Below are 21,665 nucleotides of genomic sequence, written 5' to 3' on the forward strand. Positions count from 1 at the left end.
TGTGTTGATATATTATTGTATATTGATTTGATGATTCTACGGGTGGAAGAATAGTATGTGAAATGTAAGGAGAGAAACAACAATGAATAACTTGAAGCGGCTTAAATCAGTTACCGCCATCTTAGCTGTATTGGCATTCGTACTCGTGACAGGTTGTACGGATAATAAATCGGTGGAAGCTTCACAGATGCAGGATAAGCTGTTGAAAGGCAATGGCCAAACGAATAATGAAGATCAGCCAGAAAATAAAGTTCAAATTGAGACGTTCACCAGTAAAGAAGGAGGCTTCTCCCTGAAACAGCCTGAAAAATGGAACGGGCATGTTGGTGTAATTGATCGTAAGGGTGATCCCGTAACAGGTACAGAGTGGGAAACGTCCTTCTATCTCTTAGTAAATGGAAAGCCAGATGTAGACGCTGGAGCTATCATAACGATAACAAAAATGACGAAAGCACAGCACGATGCCATTGCAGCTGAAGAAGGGCCCTCCTCAGATGATATATTGGGTGAGAACGGTAAGTATGTCTGGACAATGACGACCCCTCAAACCAATCCTTATGGTGAAAAATCCGAAGAATATAAAAATTTTAACACCATGTTAGTGAATGCGGAATTTATTAAAATGCATTTTAAAATGAACAGCTAATTAGTTTTCATTAATAGAATTGGGCTGTTGCTGCAAAACTCCTTTTTATGATTGCATATGAAGGAGTTTTTTATTGTGATCGGTGGCATACGATGAATGAAGAATGCGCTTCTATTAAGAAGTGAAAATAGTTGTTTGAATTTTACGGGAATCCGTTTATAGTTGTTGAAGTAATAATATTCCAATCCTGTTTGGGACATCTGCATGTGCGAGGAGGGCTATCAATGATTCAATTTCAGAGTGAACATGTAACGGTATTTCAAAGTGTATTGTATCAGACAACAACAACGGTTATCCAAACGAAGGATATGGTGCTCCTCGTAGATCTGAACTGGCTTCCGAATGAAATAGATGAGATTAAGCATTATGTAGACACGATTAAAGGCGAACGAGATACATATCTGCTATTTACGCATGGTGATTTTGATCATATTATTGGCTATCAAGCGTTCCCTTATGCAAAAGTAATTGGAAGTATTGCACTGGCTCACAGCTCGGAGAAAGAGCAAAAGCTCGAGATGATCCGAGAATTCGATAATAAGCACTATATCAGCAGAAATTATCCGATTGAATTTCCCAAGGTTGATGTAGTGATCGATAAAGATGGGCAACAGCTTCGACTTGGGGACACTACCTTGACGTTCTATTTAGCACCAGGACATACCGAAGATGGACTGATTACAATTATTGAGCCGCTAGGTATTATGATTGCTGGAGACTATTTATCGAATTTTGAGCTGCCGTTTATTTATCAGAGTGCGAAAGCATATCAACAAACGATGGAGAAGGCAGCGCGCATTTTTGCGGAATACACAATTCAGCTGCTCGTGCCAGGGCATGGTCATGCTACTACTGATCCCTTAGAGATGAAGCGGCGATTGGACGTGGCAACGGATTACTTGGAACGCTTGTGTCAGGCTGTAACTGCGAATGATGAACAAGCTCTTGATTCTCTTTATAAGGAACATGCCTTTTTGTCTTCTTTTACGAAATACTGCCACGAGGAAAATATAAATATCATGAAACGTGAATACATGTAAAAGAGAAGACACCGTAGCGTGTCTTTTATTTTTTTGTATACAGGACTCTGCACAGATTTAGCATGATGTACATCGTGTTATAGAAGGTTAGTGCAATTTGTGCTTATATAACTAATGTTACAATCTGTGTATTAAAAAGGAATTCTTTCCTAATCGTCGAATATTTAGGATGTACAAAATAAAGTAGCCTCTTGATCTTTGTTTTATCCCAAAAGCATTCATATGACAGGTGTTGGATCCAATAATTAATGCAATTCTATACCGGCCGGTAGTAATTGCAATAATTATATACAAACAAGGAGGTTATGAAATGATGAAGAAAGTATGCGCTCTACTAATGGTATTTTCTTTAGCGCTTCCGCAACTTGCTTTTGGTGCGGGAACCGGAGATAATCCTACTCCAACTCTTGACGTACCTACTAAAGAACAAATACTAGAAAAACAACGCTCCAAAAAGGTAGAAGAGGAATACTCATCGAAAATTAAAGCCAGTATGAGTAATGATATCGGACCTCTTGCGAATGGAGAGATGAGAACTATTTCTGTCTCTCATTTCAAACAAGAAACCGGTTACTGGTGTGGCCCTGCTACGGTAAAGCAAGTTTTACACTTTCTCAATGGTTCTTCCAAAACTCAAAGTGACTATGCGAAAGAACTAGGAACAACAACGGCGGGAACCGACTTTTCCCTTATTGATGATATTCTGAATAAGCACATCAAAACAGGTCTTTACACGTATCAAACTTATGCAGCAGATCGATTCATCGCTTGGCAATCTAGAATGATACTAAGTGTAGATTTTGAGAAGCCAGCTGTACTTGATCTTAAAATAACTCCGAAAGAATTACCCAACTATACTCGCAATATTAGTGGGCATATTTTAAATGTATCCGGATATGACGCGAGAGACATGAGTAAAGCTAAGATTCGTTTAACGGATCCATTTGATGAAGGCGGAAGAGGTCAGACGATAGGGAATAAATGGTATGATATGAGCGGGGTATGGAAGGCTAACCAGGCTCATTTTAGAAAAGCAGCTATCGTGTAATTTTTTGAGCTGAGAGAAGGAACTTCCTTCAACTCAGCTCAATATTTATTTTATAGAGGTGATGAAATGTTATCCTCCAACAAGAATAAAGTTATACTTTTGATTGGTGTGCTTGCCATTATACTGTTAATCATCGTGTATCGAATGAATCGTATAGAGACACCCCAGTATTCCCAGAATAACGGTAATATTTTACCTGGTAGAACGGAAATAACGGATACACAATCATCAAGTAATGTTGAGTATAGATCCAAGCATAAAATAGATACTCTATTTGTAAAACATCATCTGCTAAAGAATAATTCTACTGCGCCGAGTTACATAGACGACCGAACGATCATATTTGATGTGGACCAGTATATTGATGAGAAAGGTACAAGCGTACATAATATTTTGAAGTTCGATAGGGACAAGAATAAGACGGAAAACATTTATCAATCCAAACCTAATATATCGATTGGTTCACTTGTTGGGATTAACAATGTTTTATATTGGGTGGAGTACCCTATATATCTTGAATCCGTAACTCCCTGGGAAATAAAATACTATTCTTTAATTACTAAAGAAAAAGGCACCTTACGTAAAGGCGTAGGTGAGGACTTTATTAACCCACCGGTGCTTTTTGTAGAAAACAATCAATTAAGTTGGATAGAGAAAAGAATTGATGAAAAAGTAGTAACTAGCGAGGCCATCATATACAATCCCGATTCTAATAAGCAAGCAGTGGTAGGGGTAAGTCATCTCAATGAAAAGGACAAAAATAAAAAGGATGGCCAGTTTATGCTGCACCATCGCCCTATAGAAGGTGGATTATTAATAAACCAATCTGTATTTAAACGTGTCAACAATAAAACTACTAAAAACTTTGATTTGTATTTCTATCCATACAATAAAAAAATTTCGCCAACAGTAGTTTACCCGAACTCTAATGAAATTATTGATTTTACAGCGAATCAAGAGTGGTTAGTGCTTTGTACTTATGGAAAGGTGCAAGTTATTAATAGAAAAAGTGGAAAGCTACAATATGAAGCACTCGGGGAATCCAAAGAAATGACATTCGATACTCCATTTATAAGAGGAGAATTTTTATATTATCGTTATTCAACAAACCAAATATTTAAACTGAATCTTAAAAATGGTGTTAAAGAAGAAGTTACCTCACCCCGTAGTATTACTTCAAAGATTTTTAATTCTAATCATTTCCTTGGATTTGCATATAACCAATCTGTCAATCCCAATAGCGACAATCGAGTGGAGTTCACTATAATTAATACCGCGTCTGTTGATTAACTAAATTTTCATTACTACAAGGGCTGGTCTTATTAGAGAAACCAGTCCTTGTATTTGTTATGCCTTACGATTCTATAATCACTTTTTTTGGAATTAGTGAACAGGTACTGTAAGCCAGAAGGAATGCTCATTTCCTACTGAGTGCAATCCTGTTTTGCCACCTTGCTGTTCTACAATTTCCTTTACTAAGGACAAGCCTAATCCCGAGCCTCCTGTATCTCTGCTGCGAGAAGAATCTAGCCGGTAAAAACGCTCAAAGATGAGAGATGCCTGTTCATCTGGGATAGACTGCCCTATATTAGTGATGGTAACTCGGTAGTCGTTATGGGAATCATTCAGCTTTCCCACAATTGTCACCCAGCCACCTTGGTCATATTGAAGCACATTTGTCAAAAGATTATGCAGCGCTTGTATGAGCCCATCTTCATCTCCAACCACTTGCGCAGATTCTATGTTGCATCGAAGAGTGATACCTCTACTTTTAAATTTGAGTGCAAAGTGGTCGATACAGGATTCAATAATTTTATGGATAGGAAGCACCTTCAACTCTTGCTCATTGGAAATTTTCTTGGCCTGCCATACATTTAATTGGTGTAGTTGCTCAACCAAACGAGTTATACGTATCGACTCTTCGTGCAGAGACTCATACATCTCTCTGCTACCCTTAATTATGCCTGTACTTAATGCTTCCAAATATCCATTAATATTAGTCAGAGGTGTCCGTAATTCATGGGCGATATCGGATAGCATCTTCTTCCTTAACTCATCCACCTGTCGCAATTTTAGGCTTAACTGATTGAAATCCACTGTTAATTGCCCAATTTCATCGCGTACATGAACGGATAATGGTTCTGGCATCTCTCCTTGAGCCATTTGTCGTGTAGCATCGCTCAGTTTTTTTAGAGGATGAAGCAGCTTCTTTACAAAATAGAAATGGAATACGCCTGCAATAACTACGGCCAATAGGCTCGCCTTGATTAAAAACGTTTGCATCGTTTGCGTAAAGGCAACGCTGTCTTCTGGACTTACAGATGGATAATTAGCAAATAACAAGCAGGCATAATCTTTAACCGATACGCCCGCTAACCAGATAGCGATACCAATGACGGCTACATTGATCACAATCAGTTTCCACATAACATTGATTCGTATTGGGTTATTTTTGAAAGGCAACAAAGCGATACCCCATTCCCCGGATGGTTTCAATGAGTTCGCTGTCCCCATCCCATTTCAATTTTTCTCTTAGCTTTCCAATATGCACATCAATTGTTCTTTCGATAACGACCTTTTCATTATTGGGATACAGTTCGTTAATGATCTGTTCTCTCGTTAGAATTTGATTCGGATGTGTCATTAAAAACTGCAAAAGGCGGAACTCATGTTGTGTAAGCAAAATAAGCTCCCCGTTGTAGTGAACTTCTCCCCTTGATGCTTTGATTGTGAGACCACGGTACGTAATTTTGCTGCAACGTTGACCTGTTCTCCGCAAGACAGATTCTACTCGTGCAACCAATTCAGCTGGACTGAAAGGCTTTGTAACATAATCATCGGCTCCAGATTTCAAGCCATCGATCCGATTTTGTTCTTCTACTTTAGCTGTCAGTATGATGATAGGAATCTGTTCCTTTAAGACTGCCCGAATATTTTTGCAGACTTCTTCTCCGCTCATTTTGGGAAGCATTAAGTCCAGAATAACAAGACAGGGATCGTGTTTTTTAAAGAGCAAGAGGGCTTCTTCTCCATCACCAGCTTCATATACTTCATATCCTTCCTTTTGAAGATAAAGGACAATGAGTTTGCGGATCTTCATATCGTCCTCTACCACCAATATCCCTGTCCCAGGTGCAGTCATTCTGAATACCTCCAGCTTTATTAATTGAGATCTGCAATTATCTTTTCCATCATGTCTTCATTCATAGGTCCTGTAATCTTCTGCTGAACAATTCCGTTCGAATCGATCACATAACTTGTGGGAAGCATATAAGATTGATAAATTAAGGCTACTTCACTTTTAGGGTCTAATACAACAGGGAACGTGATCCCCATCTCATCCAAAAACATAGGAATGCTATCTACATTTTTCTCGGATTGTGTCATGTTTACAGCTAGAATGGTAACATTTTCGTCTTTGTATTTATCATAAATGTTTTGCATATCTGGCATTTCAACCTTACAAGGTGGACACCAAGTTGCCCACATATTTAGGATTACCTTTTTTCCTCTAAAATCGGAAAGCTTAACACTATTTCCTTCTAAAGTTTTGAGTTCAAAGTCGGGGGCAAGGTTGCCCTGGTTAATGCCAACCTCAAGCGAAGACTCGTCCAATTTATTATTTGCTTGTTCGGTGTTAGCTAGGCTTTCCTGCTTAGCATCATTTTTCTTGATCGTATCGTATATGCCCCATGAAACCAAACTGAGCAGGATTGAGATGATGAATATATTCTTCTTCATAGACGTTTTCATTGCATGATTATCCTTTCTACATTAAAGAATGGGTGGTGCAATAGCAGCGAGCCACGCACTTAATTTTTGGAGTTGTCCCGTAAATAGCAGCAAACCCATCACAATTAGAATCCATCCGTTCAGCAGCGACAGGCGAGGAAGCAGTTTGTTCACTTTCTTTATGACGCCAAGAGATCTGGTCAGCAGGAGTGAGATCAATAAGAAGGGAACCCCCAGACCCAACGAATAAAACATCAGTAGGAAGATTCCGCTGGACATTGTTTCTGTAGATCCGGCCAGCAATAGAATCGATGATAAGGCCAGTCCGACACATGGTGTCCAACCCGTCCCAAAGGCAAGTCCTACGACAAAGGAATGCCATGAATTTATAGGGCCGTTGGTCTCCCACTTCTTTTGAAACATGAGAAAACGGATATTCAGTAGCCCTACCGTTTGCAGGCCGAAAATAATAATGAGCAGTCCGCTTACCTTTTCAATAATTCCTCGATTTGCAGCGAAGGATTGTCCAATCATACTAGCGGAGGCACCCATCATCATGAATACCAAAGTAAAACCGAGAATAAAGAGGAAGGAGCGCATCATCAGTGTTTTTTTAGAAACCATTAATTTATCCCCTGCCACATGGGAGCCCGTAAGATTGGCAACATAGGCGGGTAAGAGTGGAAAAATACAAGGCGAAAGGAAAGATAACATTCCTGCCGCTATAGCAAATAAGATTGAGATATCGTCCATCTATATATCCTCCAACAGCGTAGTCCTGTTTACAATAACGTCGTATTGTTAAGAAACTTTAAAGTTGCCTTTCATCTTGAAGTTCTGAAGAAATAAACAGCTTACTGCAAGCGCTAAAAAGAGTAGCTGTTCCTTTGATAAGCCTAGAAACACGACTGAACGCTCATTTTGCAAAAAGGAAATAAAAATTTTACCGATACTGAACCAAAGAATAAGTTGACAAATTTCATGCGGCCGTCTAAAGTTCTCTTTGCTGATATACATCCAAATCATCAGTGTGAGTGTTAGAAAAAACGAAGTGAGGTCAGATAACGCGGTTTGCACGGTGCTGCTGAATAAGAGATGGAACATAGCATCAATAAGTTTATAGGCTAATAAACCCGTTGCTACTGTTGCTGCGTAGATCCAGCCCGAAACTCCTCGCTTTTTTGATTTAATGGTCAGGAAGATGAATGCTATAATAGCCGCCAGCCACATTCCGCGATCGCCGCCGTTAAAGTAAAGCAGGTAGTACAGATTATTAAAAACTTGAACGGGGTTAAAAATAAGGGTGCTGAACTTCCAAGTCAGCAGAGCCCAAAAAGAAATATCCGTTATATCTTCTAAAATGGAGCTGTTTAATTCGCTGGAGTCTTTTAGCCAATATTTCATGGCAATATAAGCCGCTAATGCGGAAAAGGCAAAAGCGATATACGAGTACTTAATGATCAACGATCCCCAAACAATAGCGTCTTGCATCAAGATCATCCTCCTTATTAATAAGAAATACTTAATACAATAAGGCCTGATTGTTAAGTTTCGTTAAACTTGAGCATCTTTGTTATAGCCCTTTGTTCCATGCAGTATCATATCAACAAAATCAGGTAGAGACTGAATGTAGTAGCTAATGATTACTGTAGAGGATACATATTCAGCTTAATAGAGAAATGAAAACAAACTCTCTTATATAATAATAAACTTACAAAATTCCCCTTACTTCGACAAAAAGAATAAGTTATCCTTAAACAGTAGTAAATGCTTATATTTTTTAGGAGGTAACTATGAAGCTTAAAAAGGTGTTTTTAGCTTTGGGTTTGTTTGCAACTATGTTTAGTGCATCATCCTTTTCCACGGTATCTGCTAAATCAGGGTGGGCAGATAATGTTTTCAGTGCTCAGCCATTACTTCTTAATCAAGTTAATTTTGGATATTTAGATTCTGGTGGGGACGCGGATTTTTACTCCTACTATAATAATTCCAATGAAATACAATATGTTGAATTTGGGGCAAACCCATGGGGAAATAACTCATCTTCACTGAATTATGATGTAGTTGCGCATATTTTTGATGAATTAGGGAATACAATAAATGTTTATCATGTTTATGATAATGGTATGGGCTATGGAGATTGGTCAAATACGAATTTGTATCCTGGCTGGAAAGTAGTGTGGGCAATTGCCCCTGTAAACTCTGCTAGTACTGGGACGGATAACCAGTACCGCACTCGCGTAAGGTTGTATTAATCGAGATAAAATGAGCAACCTTTTATAAAGGGTTGCTCTTTCCAAAGTACTTCGATGATGCTATGTAGACTCCTTGCAGGATGGATTTCAGCTGTACGGCAGGCGAAAAGGAGTATATGCCTCATTAGATCCAAAATTTTTTTTTGAACTTTAATTAATTCCAATTTCTATTTTCGCGGAGATGTGTTATTATAAGAATAATGAAATAGTGACCCAAACGAATTCACATAACGTAGAGGGCTATTGATACTTTAATAACCTTGTACAGTATGTGGATTTTTATTTTTTGCATAAAGAATAAGAATGTCATATAACATTTAATTAAAGGTGGTAATTTTTAATGGAACAAGGTATCGTAAAATGGTTTAACGCAGAAAAAGGATTCGGCTTCATCGAAGTTGAAGGCGGCAACGATGTATTCGTACACTTCAGCGCAATCACTGGCGACGGCTTCAAGTCTTTGGACGAAGGTCAACGCGTTGAGTTCAACATCGTACAAGGCAACCGTGGTCCACAAGCTGAGAACGTTGTTAAACTTTAATTTTTAAAGATAAAAGAGCTCTGAACTTAGGTTCAGGGCTTTTTTATTTTCACTCCTCCATATCAACATGGTAACTACATTCATGTTCTCCGATTCTACACAGTGCTTGAATCCTTGCACCAACCTCACAATAGACACATACAATAGCCTAAATCAAAAATCATGGGGGATAACGATGATTCTGATTAATGGTGTTAGTCCCGAGCAAATCAACATGATGCCTTTATCAACCTTGGAGAGAAGTATATTGAGCAAGAAACAAAACAGCCCTGTCGTTTATCGTTACGATTCCCTTGGCGCCTTGAACTTTGAATTAAAGACGAGAGTTAGTATTGTAGAGGCGGCCAAAACCCTTAATGCTAGCGGTGTAGACTTTGCTGACTTCGATAAATCACGATGCAATGAGCAATTTTGGATTCGTATGGAAAATGGAGGATTCCAACTGCGGAGCGATGTGCTGCCTTCTGATGGGATTAATGATATTTTCCGAAATGGCAAGCTATACGCATTCGAATGCTCGATGGCTATCGTGATGGTGTTATATAAGGCAATATTAGATGTGCTCCCGAAGCAAACCTTTAATAGGCATTTTCAGGATTTAGTTTTATATGGCTGGCATTATGATAAAGATTTGCCGCTGCGGAAAATAGAAAGTGGACTAGAGGTTTACCCTGGGGACGTACAATATTTTAAAAATCCGGACTACGATCCAGAAACACCGGAATGGCAGGGAGAAAATGTTGTCGTGCTCGGGGATGATTTGTATTTTGGGCACGGTATCGGAATCCGAACGTCGAGGGGTATGATTGATGCTTTGAATAAAGCAAGACGACCTTTTAGTTACACGTCAGCTTATCTTATGGATGAAGTTGTCATACTGGAATATGAGCTGCTTCGTACGCTTCCATTAAGGGAAGAACGAACAGGAATGGATGATGTGGGCGTGCTTACTGCTCATATTGGCACGCAGGCATATCATTATAAAAATGACAAGTTTGATGTTGTATGAGGCTAATGGAACTTTTCATGTAATAGGTACCTTCAAGTGCGTCGTAGTACGTGTTTGAAGGTTTTTTTATTTTCTGGGATACAGGCAATTGTCCATAACTTTCCTTCATGTGGCTCATCTACTGTAGGAGTAGGAAGGAGAGGTGAGTTAGGCACAGTGAAATATTCAACTGGCATACTGCGCAAAGCACCAAGAACAAATTATGCGCTCGTGGATGTGGTGAACTTAAATACTCGAAATAGTCGAAGCGTCACCGTTCAAGTGTTTGATTGGTCGAATGGAAATGCTATTCCTTTAAAGCTGAGTCCGTATCATTTGAGAACATGCAGGATTAGGGTAGGTCCTAATCAATCGGTGTATGTATATGCGGATGTTACAAAAGTGAAGTTTAAGTACGAGGTTCGTATCACACAGTCAGATGCGCGTGATCTGATTTCGAATGTAACAGGCGTTACAAAGGTTACGTTTGCACCGCAGGCGGGAGATACTGTACTTCAGCATAATCTGGTGCGAATCACATCATAGAAAGAATAGAACTAGTACCCAGCGAGTTTTCTAATGCTGAGGTACATATTGCTGTGTAAGCAGCAATAGTTAGGAACAAACCAACCACAGTATCAAGTTGTTTATAGCCTGTGGTTGGTTTGTTCCGTGATTTATAGTTGACGAACCATGTCATTAGAGAGTGGCTAAAGTGTTTGAAATTCTTTGCTGACTTGCCTACTTATCTCAACTTGCTAAAAAATGCCCGTATTTTCTCCGCAAGCAATTGGGGCTGTTCAGCCGCTACAAAATGTCCACCCGTATTAAGCTCCTCCCAACTCAAAATGTTAGGAAACATTCTCTCCACGTATTCTCTTGGGGGACGTTCATGTGCTTGTGTTGCGGTCAGGGCAACACCAATCGGCACTTGAGAGATATCATGCTCATCCGGCCATTTTGTATGTTTGCCTTCAAAGTAGAAGCGGTTAGATGCATTTATCGTTTGCGTAAACCAATATAAAGATACGTTCGCTAGTAAGCTTTCTTTGCTAAAGTGCTGATCTAGATTTGTGCTCGGTGGGCTTGTCCATATGTACCATTTCTCCAAAATAAATGCTGCGAGTCCCACAGGGGAATCATGGAGCGAGTAGGCTATTGTTTGTGGCTTCGTGCCGAGTAGATGTGCATAACCACCTTCTTCGTTGTACCACTGCTTACAGCAGTCGAGGTATGCTCGTTCTGCTTCAGAAAGAGCTGTATCTTTAGCGATAAATGGACTTGGATTACCTGGGGAAGTTGTATGATAGCCGATTACATGTTCAGGATGATCCAAGCAAAGCAAGCCTAGGATGCTGGCCCCAAGGTCATAGCCGTGTGAGGCAAACTTGTTGTAGCCCAATGCGCGCATTAATTTTACGAGAATGTCCGCTGTACGCCGATCCTCAAATCCAGATAATGCAGGAATATCTGAGAACCCATGCCCCGGAACCGAAGGGATGACAACATCAAAGGAATCTTCGGGATTGCCTCCATACCGTTCAGGATGGGTTAGATAAGGGATCAGATCGAGCATTTCATAAAAAGTACTTGGCCAACCATGAGGAATCAGAATGGGCATCGGATTAAGACCGCTTCCACGAACATGGACATAGTGTATGTCGAGCCCATCAATCTTCATTTTGAAATTAGGATACGAGTTGATGCTAGCTTCAACCTTACGCCAGTCAAACTCATTTCGCCAATAACTCGCCATTTCTTTCATCCAATCCAGTGGAATGCCGTATTCCCACTTGGAATTGAGGATCTCGTCAGGCCACCGAGTTAGATCTAGACGTGTACGGAGATTGTCGATCTCTTTGCGATCAATGTTTACGGTAAAAGGTCTACAGTTCATATAGTGCGCTCCTTATCATGATGAGGGTTGATGAAAATAAAGTTTGGAACTCTGAATACATAGACAAGAGGGCTTACAAAGCAGTATGAATACTGTGCTAATGGTAGGTACTCTGATAAACTTTTGTTAGATGGATTGGATTCGTAAGATTATTTGTATTGCTAATTGTCGCCATTACGATGAGGGTGAAGATTCTAGTTGTGGATGGCATATTGGGTGTTGGGAATCGTTTATTCATGTAAAGGATAATATATGACCGTTTAAATTACTTTACTGGTTAATTAACCGTTAAAACTATTTTATTGGTTAATATTAGGCTAGTCAATAGGAGTGTTAACGATGGGTACGGAGTATACGGAACTTGAGCTCATAGCAGATTTTTTAAATACTTACGATAGAAGGATGCGGTTTGAAGGGGATATTGGGGTAGAACATTTGCAACATCCACAGCATTTATATACTTGGCTACTTGAACATCACTTGATTACCGAACAGGATGAGGTGACAGAACAAGTGTTGGAGTGGGCTTTGGAGCTAAGATCAGAAGCTAGGAAAATGATTGTAAATAATGAGTTCGATCACGCAGAACACGAATGGAAAGCTATGAATGAACTGCTGAATCATTTTGCGTTTACGATTCGTTTTAGTGATGATTCGGCACAGTTGCATCCTCTTCATCATGATGGAATGGATGGGGTAGCGAGATTAATTGTACTTATATTCGAGCTGAAAAGAACACAGATGTGGCATCGGATTCGAGTATGTTCGGCCCCAGACTGCCAGTGGGTATTTGTAGACCATTCACGTCCAGGGACGGGGAGATGGTGTACGATGAAGGCCTGTGGAAATCGCGCAAAGAATAAGGCTTATCGTGATCGAAATAAGCAAGTGTAGGTGAATTGTGAAAGGTCTTCCCCTTATCCAGGGCATAATCCAGGTAAAAAAATACATTTTAGCAACCATTCTCTTTTATTCCTCTGTTGAGGCTAAAATACATGCACATTTGCACGTTTTTAGTGAATGTGGGATAAGGTCGAACAGACCCATACATATCGATATGAGTATATGCATATAACAAAACAACAACCGCCTGCTAAATGTATTAGCAGGCGGTTGTCTTATGGAATGAAAATTATGATTTCAGCCATTTCTTGCGTGTTGCTAGCAATGCAGCACCTAGCAGCATAAGGACAAAGCCTGCTAGCTGCATAGGCAGGGAGCTTTCTTCCCCTGTCTTAGGTAGAACGTTATTAGAAGATTCACCTTTCGACTTGTTAGGTGTTTCGTTGTTATTCGAGCCACCGTCAGAAGGATGATCAGTACCGCTATTCGAGCCACTATCCGGAGGAGTGAGAGTACCATTATCCGAACCACCGTCGGAAGGGTTGTCAGTACCATTATCCGAACCGCCGCCAGAAGGATTGTCAGTTCCATTATCTGAACCACCGTCAGAAGGGTTGTCAGTACCGTTATCCGAACCACCGTCAGAAGGATTGTCAGTACCATTATCCGAACCGCCATCGGAAGGATTGTCAGTGCCGTTATCTGAACCGTCGTCTGGGATTTCTGGTTTGTTTGGCGTCTCTTCACCACCATCTACTGGCGGGATAATGATTGGCGGCTGTGGTGGAACTGGCTTACGTTTGTTCTCCACAGTCACGACTGTCTCTTGTTCTGAAACAATTACGAATTCCGTAAGTTTCTGCTCAATGAGATAGCCTTCTGGTGCTTGCATCTCTTCGACAAAATACTTGCCAGGCTTAAGCGTAGGAATGATCAACTGCCCGTTCTTGTCTGTAGACATGAGCGCGAGCGGCTGTCCAGCTAGGTCAGTTACTGGTTGTTGATGCTCGTCCAGCAATCTGAACTGAGCGCCAGCAAGTGTAACCAATGGCTTGCCTGTTTCAATCTTGATGAGTTTAAGCGAACCTGCAAGAGGCTCGAACTTATTCTCTACCGTCACAACAGTCTCTTTTTCACTTACGATAACAAACTCAGTTAACTTTTGCTCAATGAGATAGCCTTTTGGTGCTATTACTTCTTCAGCAAAATATTTGCCTGGCTTCAAAGCCGGAACCGTAAACTGTCCGTCAGTTCCAGTTGTCATAAGCGGAAGCGGTTGGCCAGCCTTATCTGTAACTGGCTGTTGATTGGCATCTAACAATCGGAATTGAGCGCCAGTAAGTGTAACCGTCGGCTTGCCTGTTTCGATCTTAATGAGCTTCAGAGAACCTGGAAGTGGTTCACGCATATTTTCTACTGTGACTACTGTTTCCTTGTCACTCACAATATGGAACTCGGTCAATTTGTTCTCGATGAGATAGCCTTTAGGAGCAACAACTTCTTCGACAAAGTATTTGCCTGGCTGAAGAGCTGGAATGGCAAGCTGTCCATTCGTACCCGTCGTCATCAGTGGAAGCGGTTGACCAGCCTTGTTCGTAACGGGCTGTTGATGCTCGTCCAGCAATCTGAACTGAGCGCCAGTAAGTGTAACCTGCGGCTTGCCCGTCTCGATCTTGATCAACTTCAATGAACCTGGTGACTTGCTATTTTCGAATGTGAATGTTAGCTTCTGCTCATCCACAATATCGAATTTCAGTGGTGTTGGATCAAGTTCATATCCAGTTGGCGCTTTCGTTTCTACTAACTGATAGCTTCCTACAGGAAGATTATCGATAGGCAGCCTTCCGGATTGAGCAGTCGTCAATCCACTGCGCAGCGCCTTGCCAGTGCGATCTTGAAGCTGGAATACAGCTCCGGCAAGTGTCTTGCTAGCATCGCTGGAATCGACTTTCGTCAATTCAACCGAGCCTTTGATTTGCTTATTTCTAGCTGTAAATGTCTTAGGTACTTGCTGATTGGAGTCAATCGTAAAACTGATTGGTGTGTTATCCAGCTTATAGCCTGTCGGTGCTGCAACTTCAATGAGTTGGTAGCTGCCTGGCTTCAAGCCCTTCACATCAATTTTCCCCTTAACTGTCTTCAAGTTTGTATGGCCAATTACATCTTGATAATTGCCGCTGCCATCGTCTACTTGAAGCTTGAACACGGCGCCATCTAGAAGCTTCGTAGGTGCGTCAGTATCAACTTTCGTCAATACAACTCCCCACTCATCTTTCGTATTTGGTACCGTAAGTGGTACTGATGCTTGGTTTACTTTAACGAGCTTGCCTGTGCCCGTATATTCCTCATGCAGAACATAGCCAACGGGAGCTTCCAACTCTTTAATGATGTAATCATTGTATTTAAAGTTGGTAAAGGTAGCTTCGCCTTTCGCATCTGTTACTACTTCTTGCAGCAGCATTTTGCCGCTCTTATCATAGATACCGAACTTAGCGCCAGCAAGTGGCTGCTTCGTGTCGTTATCTTCTTTGAGAATCTTAATATTTCCTTTTTGAATAATCGTACCGCCGCCGCCAGCTCCAGAGAAACTAACTTCAACTTCACCGCTATTGTCTTCGTTGACGGTTCCTGTCGATTGTCCTTTAAAGGAAACTTTATTCGTAATTTTCTCTTTGTTACCTGCATTAATAAAGGACGTGTACTCCAGTAAATAAGCTGTTTCCATATCCTTATTGAATGTAAGCGAGAGGGTGTTTCCCTTGGCATCTAAGGTGTAGTCTGCAGGATTTACAGCACTGCCTTTCCTCACCGTTCCGTCTTTTCCTACAGCATAGTGATACAGCTTAATCGTCTCTGGCAATAGAATCTGATTCGTCGAAAGTGTATCGGTTAGCGTTGATCCCGCCGTGATAAACGATTGGCTACGGTTAATATGCACTTGCCAGTAAGCAAACTCAGAGTTTGCTCCTGTACCTTGGACGCCGTTTTTGGATACATATTCTTTGTTATGCTTCGGTGTTACCGTAGCCGTTTTGTCGAATAGGGTGCTAGTTGAGCTAGCCCCATCACGCAGCGTAGCATGGTTGCTGTATGAACCTTCTACGGCAAGCCCTTTGAGGCTTGTCTTATACGTAATACGGTAAGCAGAATTAATGGACTGATTGAATCGTAGCTCAAAGCCTTCATCACCAACTGCATTCTTCATCGTACCATCAAACGTATACGCTGAAGGTGGCACAAGTGCTCCCGGTGTAACCGTATTTTGATTACCGGACAATGTCAGGTGCTGCACTTTGAACGAATCTTTTACAAATGCTTGCTTACCTTTATAGAAGTCACGCAAAACAGGGTCGTTAATGTTGTGGAGATTGTAGTTAATATCAATCGTCCACGTAATTTCTTTTGTTGTTGCATCATAAACGCCTGTCTTGTTTCCATTATCCTGTGTATAGCTGTCAGGCGTAACGGTTGCTGTTTTCGTAATGGAAGGCTGGGCAACGCCATTCTCTTCCCAGTTCAAAGTAGCTTTGTTCGAGTATCTCGACTTGTTTGCAGTCGGATCGAACTTCGTTCGATACGTGATTTCATGTTTCTCTGTAATAGGTACTAAGAAGGTCAGTTTAAAGCCTTCCGAATATTGCGCGTTGGGTTCGACTTTAAAGTGAACACCTTTCTTCAAGTCTGAAACTGCAAAGCTGTCAGCAATGAATTCCATATTCTGACCTGTAATGTTGTCTGTTATGACGACATTCTCCATACGCTTCTTGTCAGCATTTAGCTCAAGTTTCCATCCAATCGTCTTGTCAGCATAGTTAGCTCCAAGCTCGAATTTATGGAAAATAGCTTGAGTAAGTGTTTGTCCCGCCGTAATGTTGTCATTATTGTCGGGAATCTTAACTTGGTTTGTTACGTGAAGATCTTGATGCACACGATTGACGGCTTCTGTTTTGTATTTGATTTCATAGGCGTGTTCTACGTCTTTAAGGAATTTCACCGTAAATCCGTGACTAACTGTGTCATCGATGACGTAGTCTGTTCCTTCAACGAGAGGTGCGCCAACTTGCGTCGCTCTACCGTTGTCATCAATTTTCATCTGCGTGACGATCATATCGCCTGTTCGCTTCATTTTCGTCTTATCAAAATGATCTTCGATGTAAGCTTTCGCTTGTCCAATACGCTGCTCATTGTAGTTGTATTGGATCGACCAATTAACCAATTGCAGATCACTTTCGTATTTAACTTTTGTTTTGCCAAGTGGCTTACTGTACTTTACATTGACGGTCGACGATTTCTCTAGCGGTGTAGTCAGATTTGTACCCGTAACGGTTGCCTTATTCGTATAGAAGGCATCTACCGCTCCGTCAATCTTCGTCGTATACGTTACGCGATAAGCATTATGTATATCGCCTAAGTGCAGTTCGAAGCCATCTGCCGTTTGCTGTGGCGTAATGCCTGGAATCGGGTTTGTCTCAGGAGTAAGCGTACCGTCCAGTTTAACAGCCACTTTGTACAAACGAATGGAGCTAAGGTCAATCGTAAGGCCGTTAGGCAGTTTATCCTTAAATACAGCCTGATCGATTTTTTGTTCACCTGTATTCACATCGACCGTCCACTGTATTTCGCTGGCATTCATGCCTTTATTGGCGGCACCCTTCTTGTTCATATCACCATTGTCTTTACCTTTGAAATGAACAGGAATAATGATGGAGTCGGCTTCGAATACGAATTCAATATCTTGATGCGTTCCACCTGTGAACTTATCTTTGTTGAAATATCTCCATACAAAGAAGCTGCCGTCTACTTCTTGACCGCCTTCAATAAGTTCATTAAAGGTAAAGGTTACTTTACCTTCTGGTGTTACGACATACGTTCCAACTCCGCCATCCAAAGAACCTTCTAATTTGCGGTCTACTTTGAACTTGTCTGGAAGTTGGAAGGTGAATGTGGAACCATTCCCGTATGAATGACCTGCAGGGAGTTTCCAAGTTAGATCTACCTGTACTTTTTCATCTAAGTTAGGTCTTACTTGGGTAATATTATTCCCTTTCTCATCGGTGATGGTTACAGAAGTTATGATGTTCGTCGAAATAACACCATAGGTACTGCCTGTGACACTAGTATTGTTGCCATAAGTTGCATTCGAAACCGATTGCTTGGAATGACCGCTAATCGGGAACAGGGGATTGCCCTGACCTGAGTTTGCAACGACTAGTGAAGGAGGCAGCACAAGATTCACCAGAATTGAGATGACCAGTAGGCCACAGAAAAACTTTCTAGTGTTGTGCCTATGCATACATTCTCTCCTTCTTCTTATTACATTTTATTTTTTATATGAAATTGCTCAGCAGGCTTCCCTATTGAACAATCAATATAACGAATATATTTTGATCAGATTGATATAGCTTTGTCATATTTCTTCGATTGGTGCAGGGCTTTGTTCTTCTTCCATAACTGCTTTCACAATAAGTCTGTGGGTCGCTGTATCAATGGGATCGCACGTAATGAGCGTCAATTCGCGTTCATGCGGATGTTGATCCAGTACAGACAAATCCTCAGGGATAACAACGGTTTTGGAACGAACCGTATAGGTAAATGTACGATCAGCGGTTTCGATTCGAATGGAATCTCCAATTTCAAGCTCGTCCAATCGATTGTAATGCCGTCCGAACTTCAGGCTGCGATGGCTTGCTAATACGTAATTGCCTATATCGCCTGGCGTCCGGCCGGGCACAACGCTTCCACTGCCAACCTTTAGCGATTGTGGAGTAGCCCCCTCAACGATTGGTTCCCGTAAATCGATTTTATCGACGGCAATCGTGCCGTGCACAGGAATTCCATTTATCAGTTTCGGTTTCGTCTTTGCCTCATTCATCGTTGTTGAAGTAGTGTGAGAGGATTGTCCTGTTTGCTCAGAGGGGGTGTTACTTTTGTTAATTTTTAAATACGCATCCCATTCTGTAAGCAGCTTTAGTTCTCTTTGTTCTTCTCTATATGTATTCCATGTTGGATAAATGACGAGTAGGAGCCCGATTAACAGTAGTAAGAGGGCTATAATGGTAAGAGCGTTTTTCTTTATATTAGTAAATGTTGAAATGTTTTCACTTCCTTTCTTTCATTTTCACAAGAACGGATTAACGTATTTTATCGGTTGTTATTGCTGGAAAATGTATAGTTAACTAAGAGAAACGTTTCCCGAAGACTCCGTGTGGGCGCAATTCTTATGAAACTTTTTTAATCATAATTGCTTCCGCTGAACTATTTCTGAACAAATAAGCAAATGAGTCTAGTTTCTTAAACCTTTACATAAGAAAATGTATTGAAATGCTTACTCATGGACTTCCGAATGAAAGACAGCACAATAAAAGGCTATCCAGTGAAAGATAGATAGCCCACTTATATCCTTACCCTGTTTTTCTGTAGGATAAACAAGAGAATTCAGTGCGGATTCCTATTTTACACTAATTTTGCATGTAAAAGGTTAAATAATATTATGAATTTTCAATTGATACAGCATATAACTAGCACGCTCTCTGTAACTATGGCGTTGGACAGCATTCACGCCTTGCTGGCGGATCAGCTCACGTTCCTGCGGGTGTTTCAAGTAATAATCTACAAGCTGCCTTGTCTCATGCGGGGAACTGGATACAACGAGATCTCTCCCTGGCATAAACAAACGACGAATTTCTGGCGTATCGCTCGTTAATAGAAATCCTCCGGATCCAAGAATTTCGTACGTCCGCTGTGTAACTTGAGATTGGTGATTTTGTGGGCCGATTATAATGTTGGCAGAGCTGTATACTTTGCATGCTTCTGTATAGTGCAAATAGCCGTGTATCCAAGCAGCGGGCACTTGAATGCCTAAAATGGGCTTCATTTGACTCCAATGTCTACCCCAAAAATCAATTTTCGTTCCATCCTGCAATAAGGGGACGAGAAGGTGGTGCAAGGAATGGATTCGATAATGATCCGGGTACTGCTTCAATATTTTCGCATAGCCGTTTGCGACAACCGCAATGTTGCTTTTATACTTCTCCTCGATCTTTCCTCTGCGATGAACGCTCTGATGGTAGCCGAAGTCCAAATGCGCCGCAGGAATCCCCATATGGATATAGTCACTTACTTTTCCAGCGCTTACCGTAAATACAAAGTCTGGTTGAACCGTGCTTACATAGGGAGCTGAAAATGTAAGGTGATGGGTCGGATCTTCCGTCGCCCAGAAAACATGCGGAATACCTGACTTTTTAACATATTGGTGAACCCATTTCCGCTTTGTAGCACTATGCTCTGCTGTCCATCCGAGGCTAATAATAAGATCAGGGCGGAATGTGCGAAGTAAATAGGGGATTTTATTTTTTGTCAGCACGCCTGAAATTTTTACAGTGTGTCCTAAATCACGGAAGCCGTTCGGAAGGCCATGAATCCACATCGGATGATTTTCAAGAAACAATACCTTCACCTTATCATCCTCCTTTATACATGCAGCCGATTCAAATCAATCCATGTTTTTTGAGAATGGACAGCATGTAGCGTGCTCGGTTCGTATAGTTATGCTTGGCAATGGCTCTCCGTCCATTGCGTCTTACTTGTTCGCGTTCATGTGCGTTCGCCAAATAGTAGCGGGCAAGCTTCAACGTTTCCGCAGGAGATGAGGATAGTGCTGCATCACGGCCTGATTTGAGTAGTTGTCTTGTGGCAGGGGTGCTGTTTGTTAATAGAAATCCACCCGAACCGATTGCCTCATAGGTTCGCTGAGTAACCATGTCCGTATAATTTTGCAATCCCAATATAATTTTTGCCGAGCTGTACACTTTATTTGTATCTTTATAGGGAATAGGTCCTTTAAGGTGCCTCTTCGGAATTTCTTTGCCGAGATAAGGTTTCATGTGAGCCCAGTTTCGCCCATAGAAGTCAATTTTGGCACCACTTTTGAGCAGCGGTTTTATAAGGGTATATAGGGATGTGCGACGATACAATTTGGGGTATTTTTGCAATACATCTGGATAAGCATTGGCGACTACAGCAAAGTCCGCTGTATATTTGCGAATGGGCTTCAGTCTTCGATGCACGTTAGAATGAAATCCGAAATCCATATGTGCTGCTGAATAGCCTTGCTTGCGGAATACGTCGACTGTTTTCGGTGAAATGGTAAATACGAAGTCAGGCCGCATCCTACTTAATAGAGGCAAGGTGAAAACTTTTGTGAAATTAGGGTCTTCGGTGGACCAGTAAATCAAGGTTGTTTTGAACGTTGTCGCGAATTCTCGCATCATACGTTCGTTTTTTGGCGTATGGTCAAGGCCCCAGCCTACAGAAATGAGGAGGTCTGGTTTATAGCTGGTCAATAGATTGGAGAGGGAATGTCTTGTTATGGGGCCTGATGTGCGTACTTCATGACCAAGATCTCTAAGACCGTCGGGTAAGCCGTATGCCCATAACTTCCCGCGTTCCAGAAATAAAATTTTCATGACGACCACCTTCTGTCAGCCTTAGTTGGCCGGTTTATCATATTCCACAGCGGGTGCAGTGACGTATAGACGTTATCAATATATTCAAAATCCCAATAAGGGAGCAGGCTTTAACCTAGCAAGGGAAAAACGCATATAAAAAATGACGTTCTAGGTGTACATTCAAACGAACAATATATTTCCTCGTATGAAGGGGAATCAGCTAGTTAT

Annotated in this window: 19 protein-coding genes; 9 read left to right on the forward strand and 10 right to left on the reverse strand. The window is 41.2% G+C overall.

Annotated features, from left to right (window positions below; all coding sequences use genetic code 11):
• The first annotated feature begins 82 nt into the window (after positions 1-82).
• The 4 genes from NQ117_RS14775 to NQ117_RS14790 all read left to right on the forward strand — a co-directional run bounded on the left by NQ117_RS14775 (position 83) and on the right by NQ117_RS14790 (position 4,024).
• On the forward strand, positions 83-646 hold the full coding sequence (locus NQ117_RS14775) for a hypothetical protein (protein ID WP_258278795.1): 564 nt from the start codon (positions 83-85) through the stop codon (positions 644-646).
• Between the two features lie 224 nt (positions 647-870).
• The gene (locus NQ117_RS14780) at positions 871-1,686 is read left to right on the forward strand and encodes an MBL fold metallo-hydrolase (RefSeq protein ID WP_258278796.1); all 816 of its coding nucleotides are present in this window, start codon (positions 871-873) and stop codon (positions 1,684-1,686) included.
• 310 nt (positions 1,687-1,996) lie between these two features.
• A complete protein-coding gene (locus NQ117_RS14785) occupies positions 1,997-2,734 on the forward strand; it encodes a C39 family peptidase (protein ID WP_258278797.1) in 738 nt (245 codons plus the stop codon).
• A 66-nt stretch (positions 2,735-2,800) separates the two neighbouring features.
• A complete protein-coding gene (locus NQ117_RS14790; RefSeq protein ID WP_258278798.1) occupies positions 2,801-4,024 on the forward strand; it encodes a hypothetical protein in 1,224 nt (407 codons plus the stop codon).
• Positions 4,025-4,117: 93 nt separating this feature from the next.
• Here the strand turns inward: NQ117_RS14790 and NQ117_RS14795 are convergent, their stop codons facing one another.
• The 5 genes from NQ117_RS14795 to NQ117_RS14815 are packed head-to-tail and all read right to left on the reverse strand — an operon-like array spanning position 4,118 to position 7,957.
• Positions 4,118-5,230 carry a sensor histidine kinase gene (locus NQ117_RS14795; RefSeq protein ID WP_258278799.1) on the reverse strand — a complete coding sequence of 371 codons (1,113 nt, stop codon included), beginning with the start codon at positions 5,228-5,230 and terminating at the stop codon, positions 4,118-4,120.
• Complete coding sequence (locus NQ117_RS14800; protein WP_258278800.1) at positions 5,181-5,876, reverse strand: response regulator; 696 nt, start codon at positions 5,874-5,876, stop codon at positions 5,181-5,183. Before NQ117_RS14800 ends, NQ117_RS14795 begins: the two co-directional genes overlap by 50 nt.
• A 20-nt stretch (positions 5,877-5,896) precedes the next feature.
• Positions 5,897-6,487 (reverse strand): redoxin domain-containing protein, encoded by a 591-nt coding sequence (locus NQ117_RS14805; RefSeq protein ID WP_309137883.1) that lies wholly within the window; start codon positions 6,485-6,487, stop codon positions 5,897-5,899.
• A 21-nt stretch (positions 6,488-6,508) separates the two neighbouring features.
• Positions 6,509-7,219, reverse strand: coding sequence for a cytochrome c biogenesis CcdA family protein (locus tag NQ117_RS14810; protein ID WP_258278801.1), 711 nt, complete (start codon positions 7,217-7,219; stop codon positions 6,509-6,511).
• Between the two features lie 48 nt (positions 7,220-7,267).
• Positions 7,268-7,957, reverse strand: coding sequence for a hypothetical protein (locus NQ117_RS14815; protein WP_258278802.1), 690 nt, complete (start codon positions 7,955-7,957; stop codon positions 7,268-7,270).
• A gap of 302 nt (positions 7,958-8,259) precedes the next feature.
• Here NQ117_RS14815 and NQ117_RS14820 point away from each other — a divergent pair, with 302 nt between their 5' ends.
• The 4 genes from NQ117_RS14820 to NQ117_RS14835 all read left to right on the forward strand — a co-directional run bounded on the left by NQ117_RS14820 (position 8,260) and on the right by NQ117_RS14835 (position 10,796).
• On the forward strand, positions 8,260-8,721 hold the full coding sequence (locus NQ117_RS14820; protein ID WP_258278803.1) for a hypothetical protein: 462 nt from the start codon (positions 8,260-8,262) through the stop codon (positions 8,719-8,721).
• Between the two features lie 340 nt (positions 8,722-9,061).
• Entirely contained in the window at positions 9,062-9,262 is a 201-nt protein-coding gene (locus NQ117_RS14825) for a cold-shock protein (protein ID WP_028594447.1), read from the forward strand.
• A 175-nt stretch (positions 9,263-9,437) separates the two neighbouring features.
• Entirely contained in the window at positions 9,438-10,271 is an 834-nt protein-coding gene (locus NQ117_RS14830) for a protein-glutamine gamma-glutamyltransferase (RefSeq protein ID WP_258278804.1), read from the forward strand.
• Positions 10,272-10,427: 156 nt separating this feature from the next.
• Complete coding sequence (locus NQ117_RS14835; protein WP_258278805.1) at positions 10,428-10,796, forward strand: hypothetical protein; 369 nt, start codon at positions 10,428-10,430, stop codon at positions 10,794-10,796.
• A gap of 199 nt (positions 10,797-10,995) precedes the next feature.
• Here NQ117_RS14835 and NQ117_RS14840 read toward each other — a convergent pair whose 3' ends face one another.
• Positions 10,996-12,147, reverse strand: coding sequence for an epoxide hydrolase family protein (locus tag NQ117_RS14840; RefSeq protein ID WP_258278806.1), 1,152 nt, complete (start codon positions 12,145-12,147; stop codon positions 10,996-10,998).
• A 339-nt stretch (positions 12,148-12,486) separates the two neighbouring features.
• Here NQ117_RS14840 and NQ117_RS14845 point away from each other — a divergent pair, with 339 nt between their 5' ends.
• Positions 12,487-13,041: a CGNR zinc finger domain-containing protein gene (locus tag NQ117_RS14845; protein ID WP_258278807.1), complete on the forward strand. Its 555-nt coding sequence runs from the start codon at positions 12,487-12,489 to the stop codon at positions 13,039-13,041.
• A 238-nt stretch (positions 13,042-13,279) separates the two neighbouring features.
• On the opposite strand, the gene NQ117_RS14850 is transcribed toward NQ117_RS14845, so the two are convergent.
• The 4 genes from NQ117_RS14850 to NQ117_RS14865 all read right to left on the reverse strand — a co-directional run bounded on the left by NQ117_RS14850 (position 13,280) and on the right by NQ117_RS14865 (position 21,455).
• On the reverse strand, positions 13,280-18,283 hold the full coding sequence (locus NQ117_RS14850) for a SpaA isopeptide-forming pilin-related protein (protein WP_258278808.1): 5,004 nt from the start codon (positions 18,281-18,283) through the stop codon (positions 13,280-13,282).
• Between the two features lie 114 nt (positions 18,284-18,397).
• Positions 18,398-18,817 (reverse strand): class D sortase, encoded by a 420-nt coding sequence (locus tag NQ117_RS14855; protein WP_258278809.1) that lies wholly within the window; start codon positions 18,815-18,817, stop codon positions 18,398-18,400.
• A 651-nt stretch (positions 18,818-19,468) separates the two neighbouring features.
• A complete protein-coding gene (locus NQ117_RS14860; RefSeq protein ID WP_258278810.1) occupies positions 19,469-20,446 on the reverse strand; it encodes a CgeB family protein in 978 nt (325 codons plus the stop codon).
• 31 nt (positions 20,447-20,477) lie between these two features.
• A complete protein-coding gene (locus tag NQ117_RS14865; protein ID WP_258278811.1) occupies positions 20,478-21,455 on the reverse strand; it encodes a CgeB family protein in 978 nt (325 codons plus the stop codon).
• Positions 21,456-21,665: the final 210 nt, after the last annotated feature.

The sequence above is a fragment of the Paenibacillus sp. SC116 genome, from assembly GCF_024733555.1.
Classification (GTDB): domain Bacteria; phylum Bacillota; class Bacilli; order Paenibacillales; family Paenibacillaceae; genus Paenibacillus_B.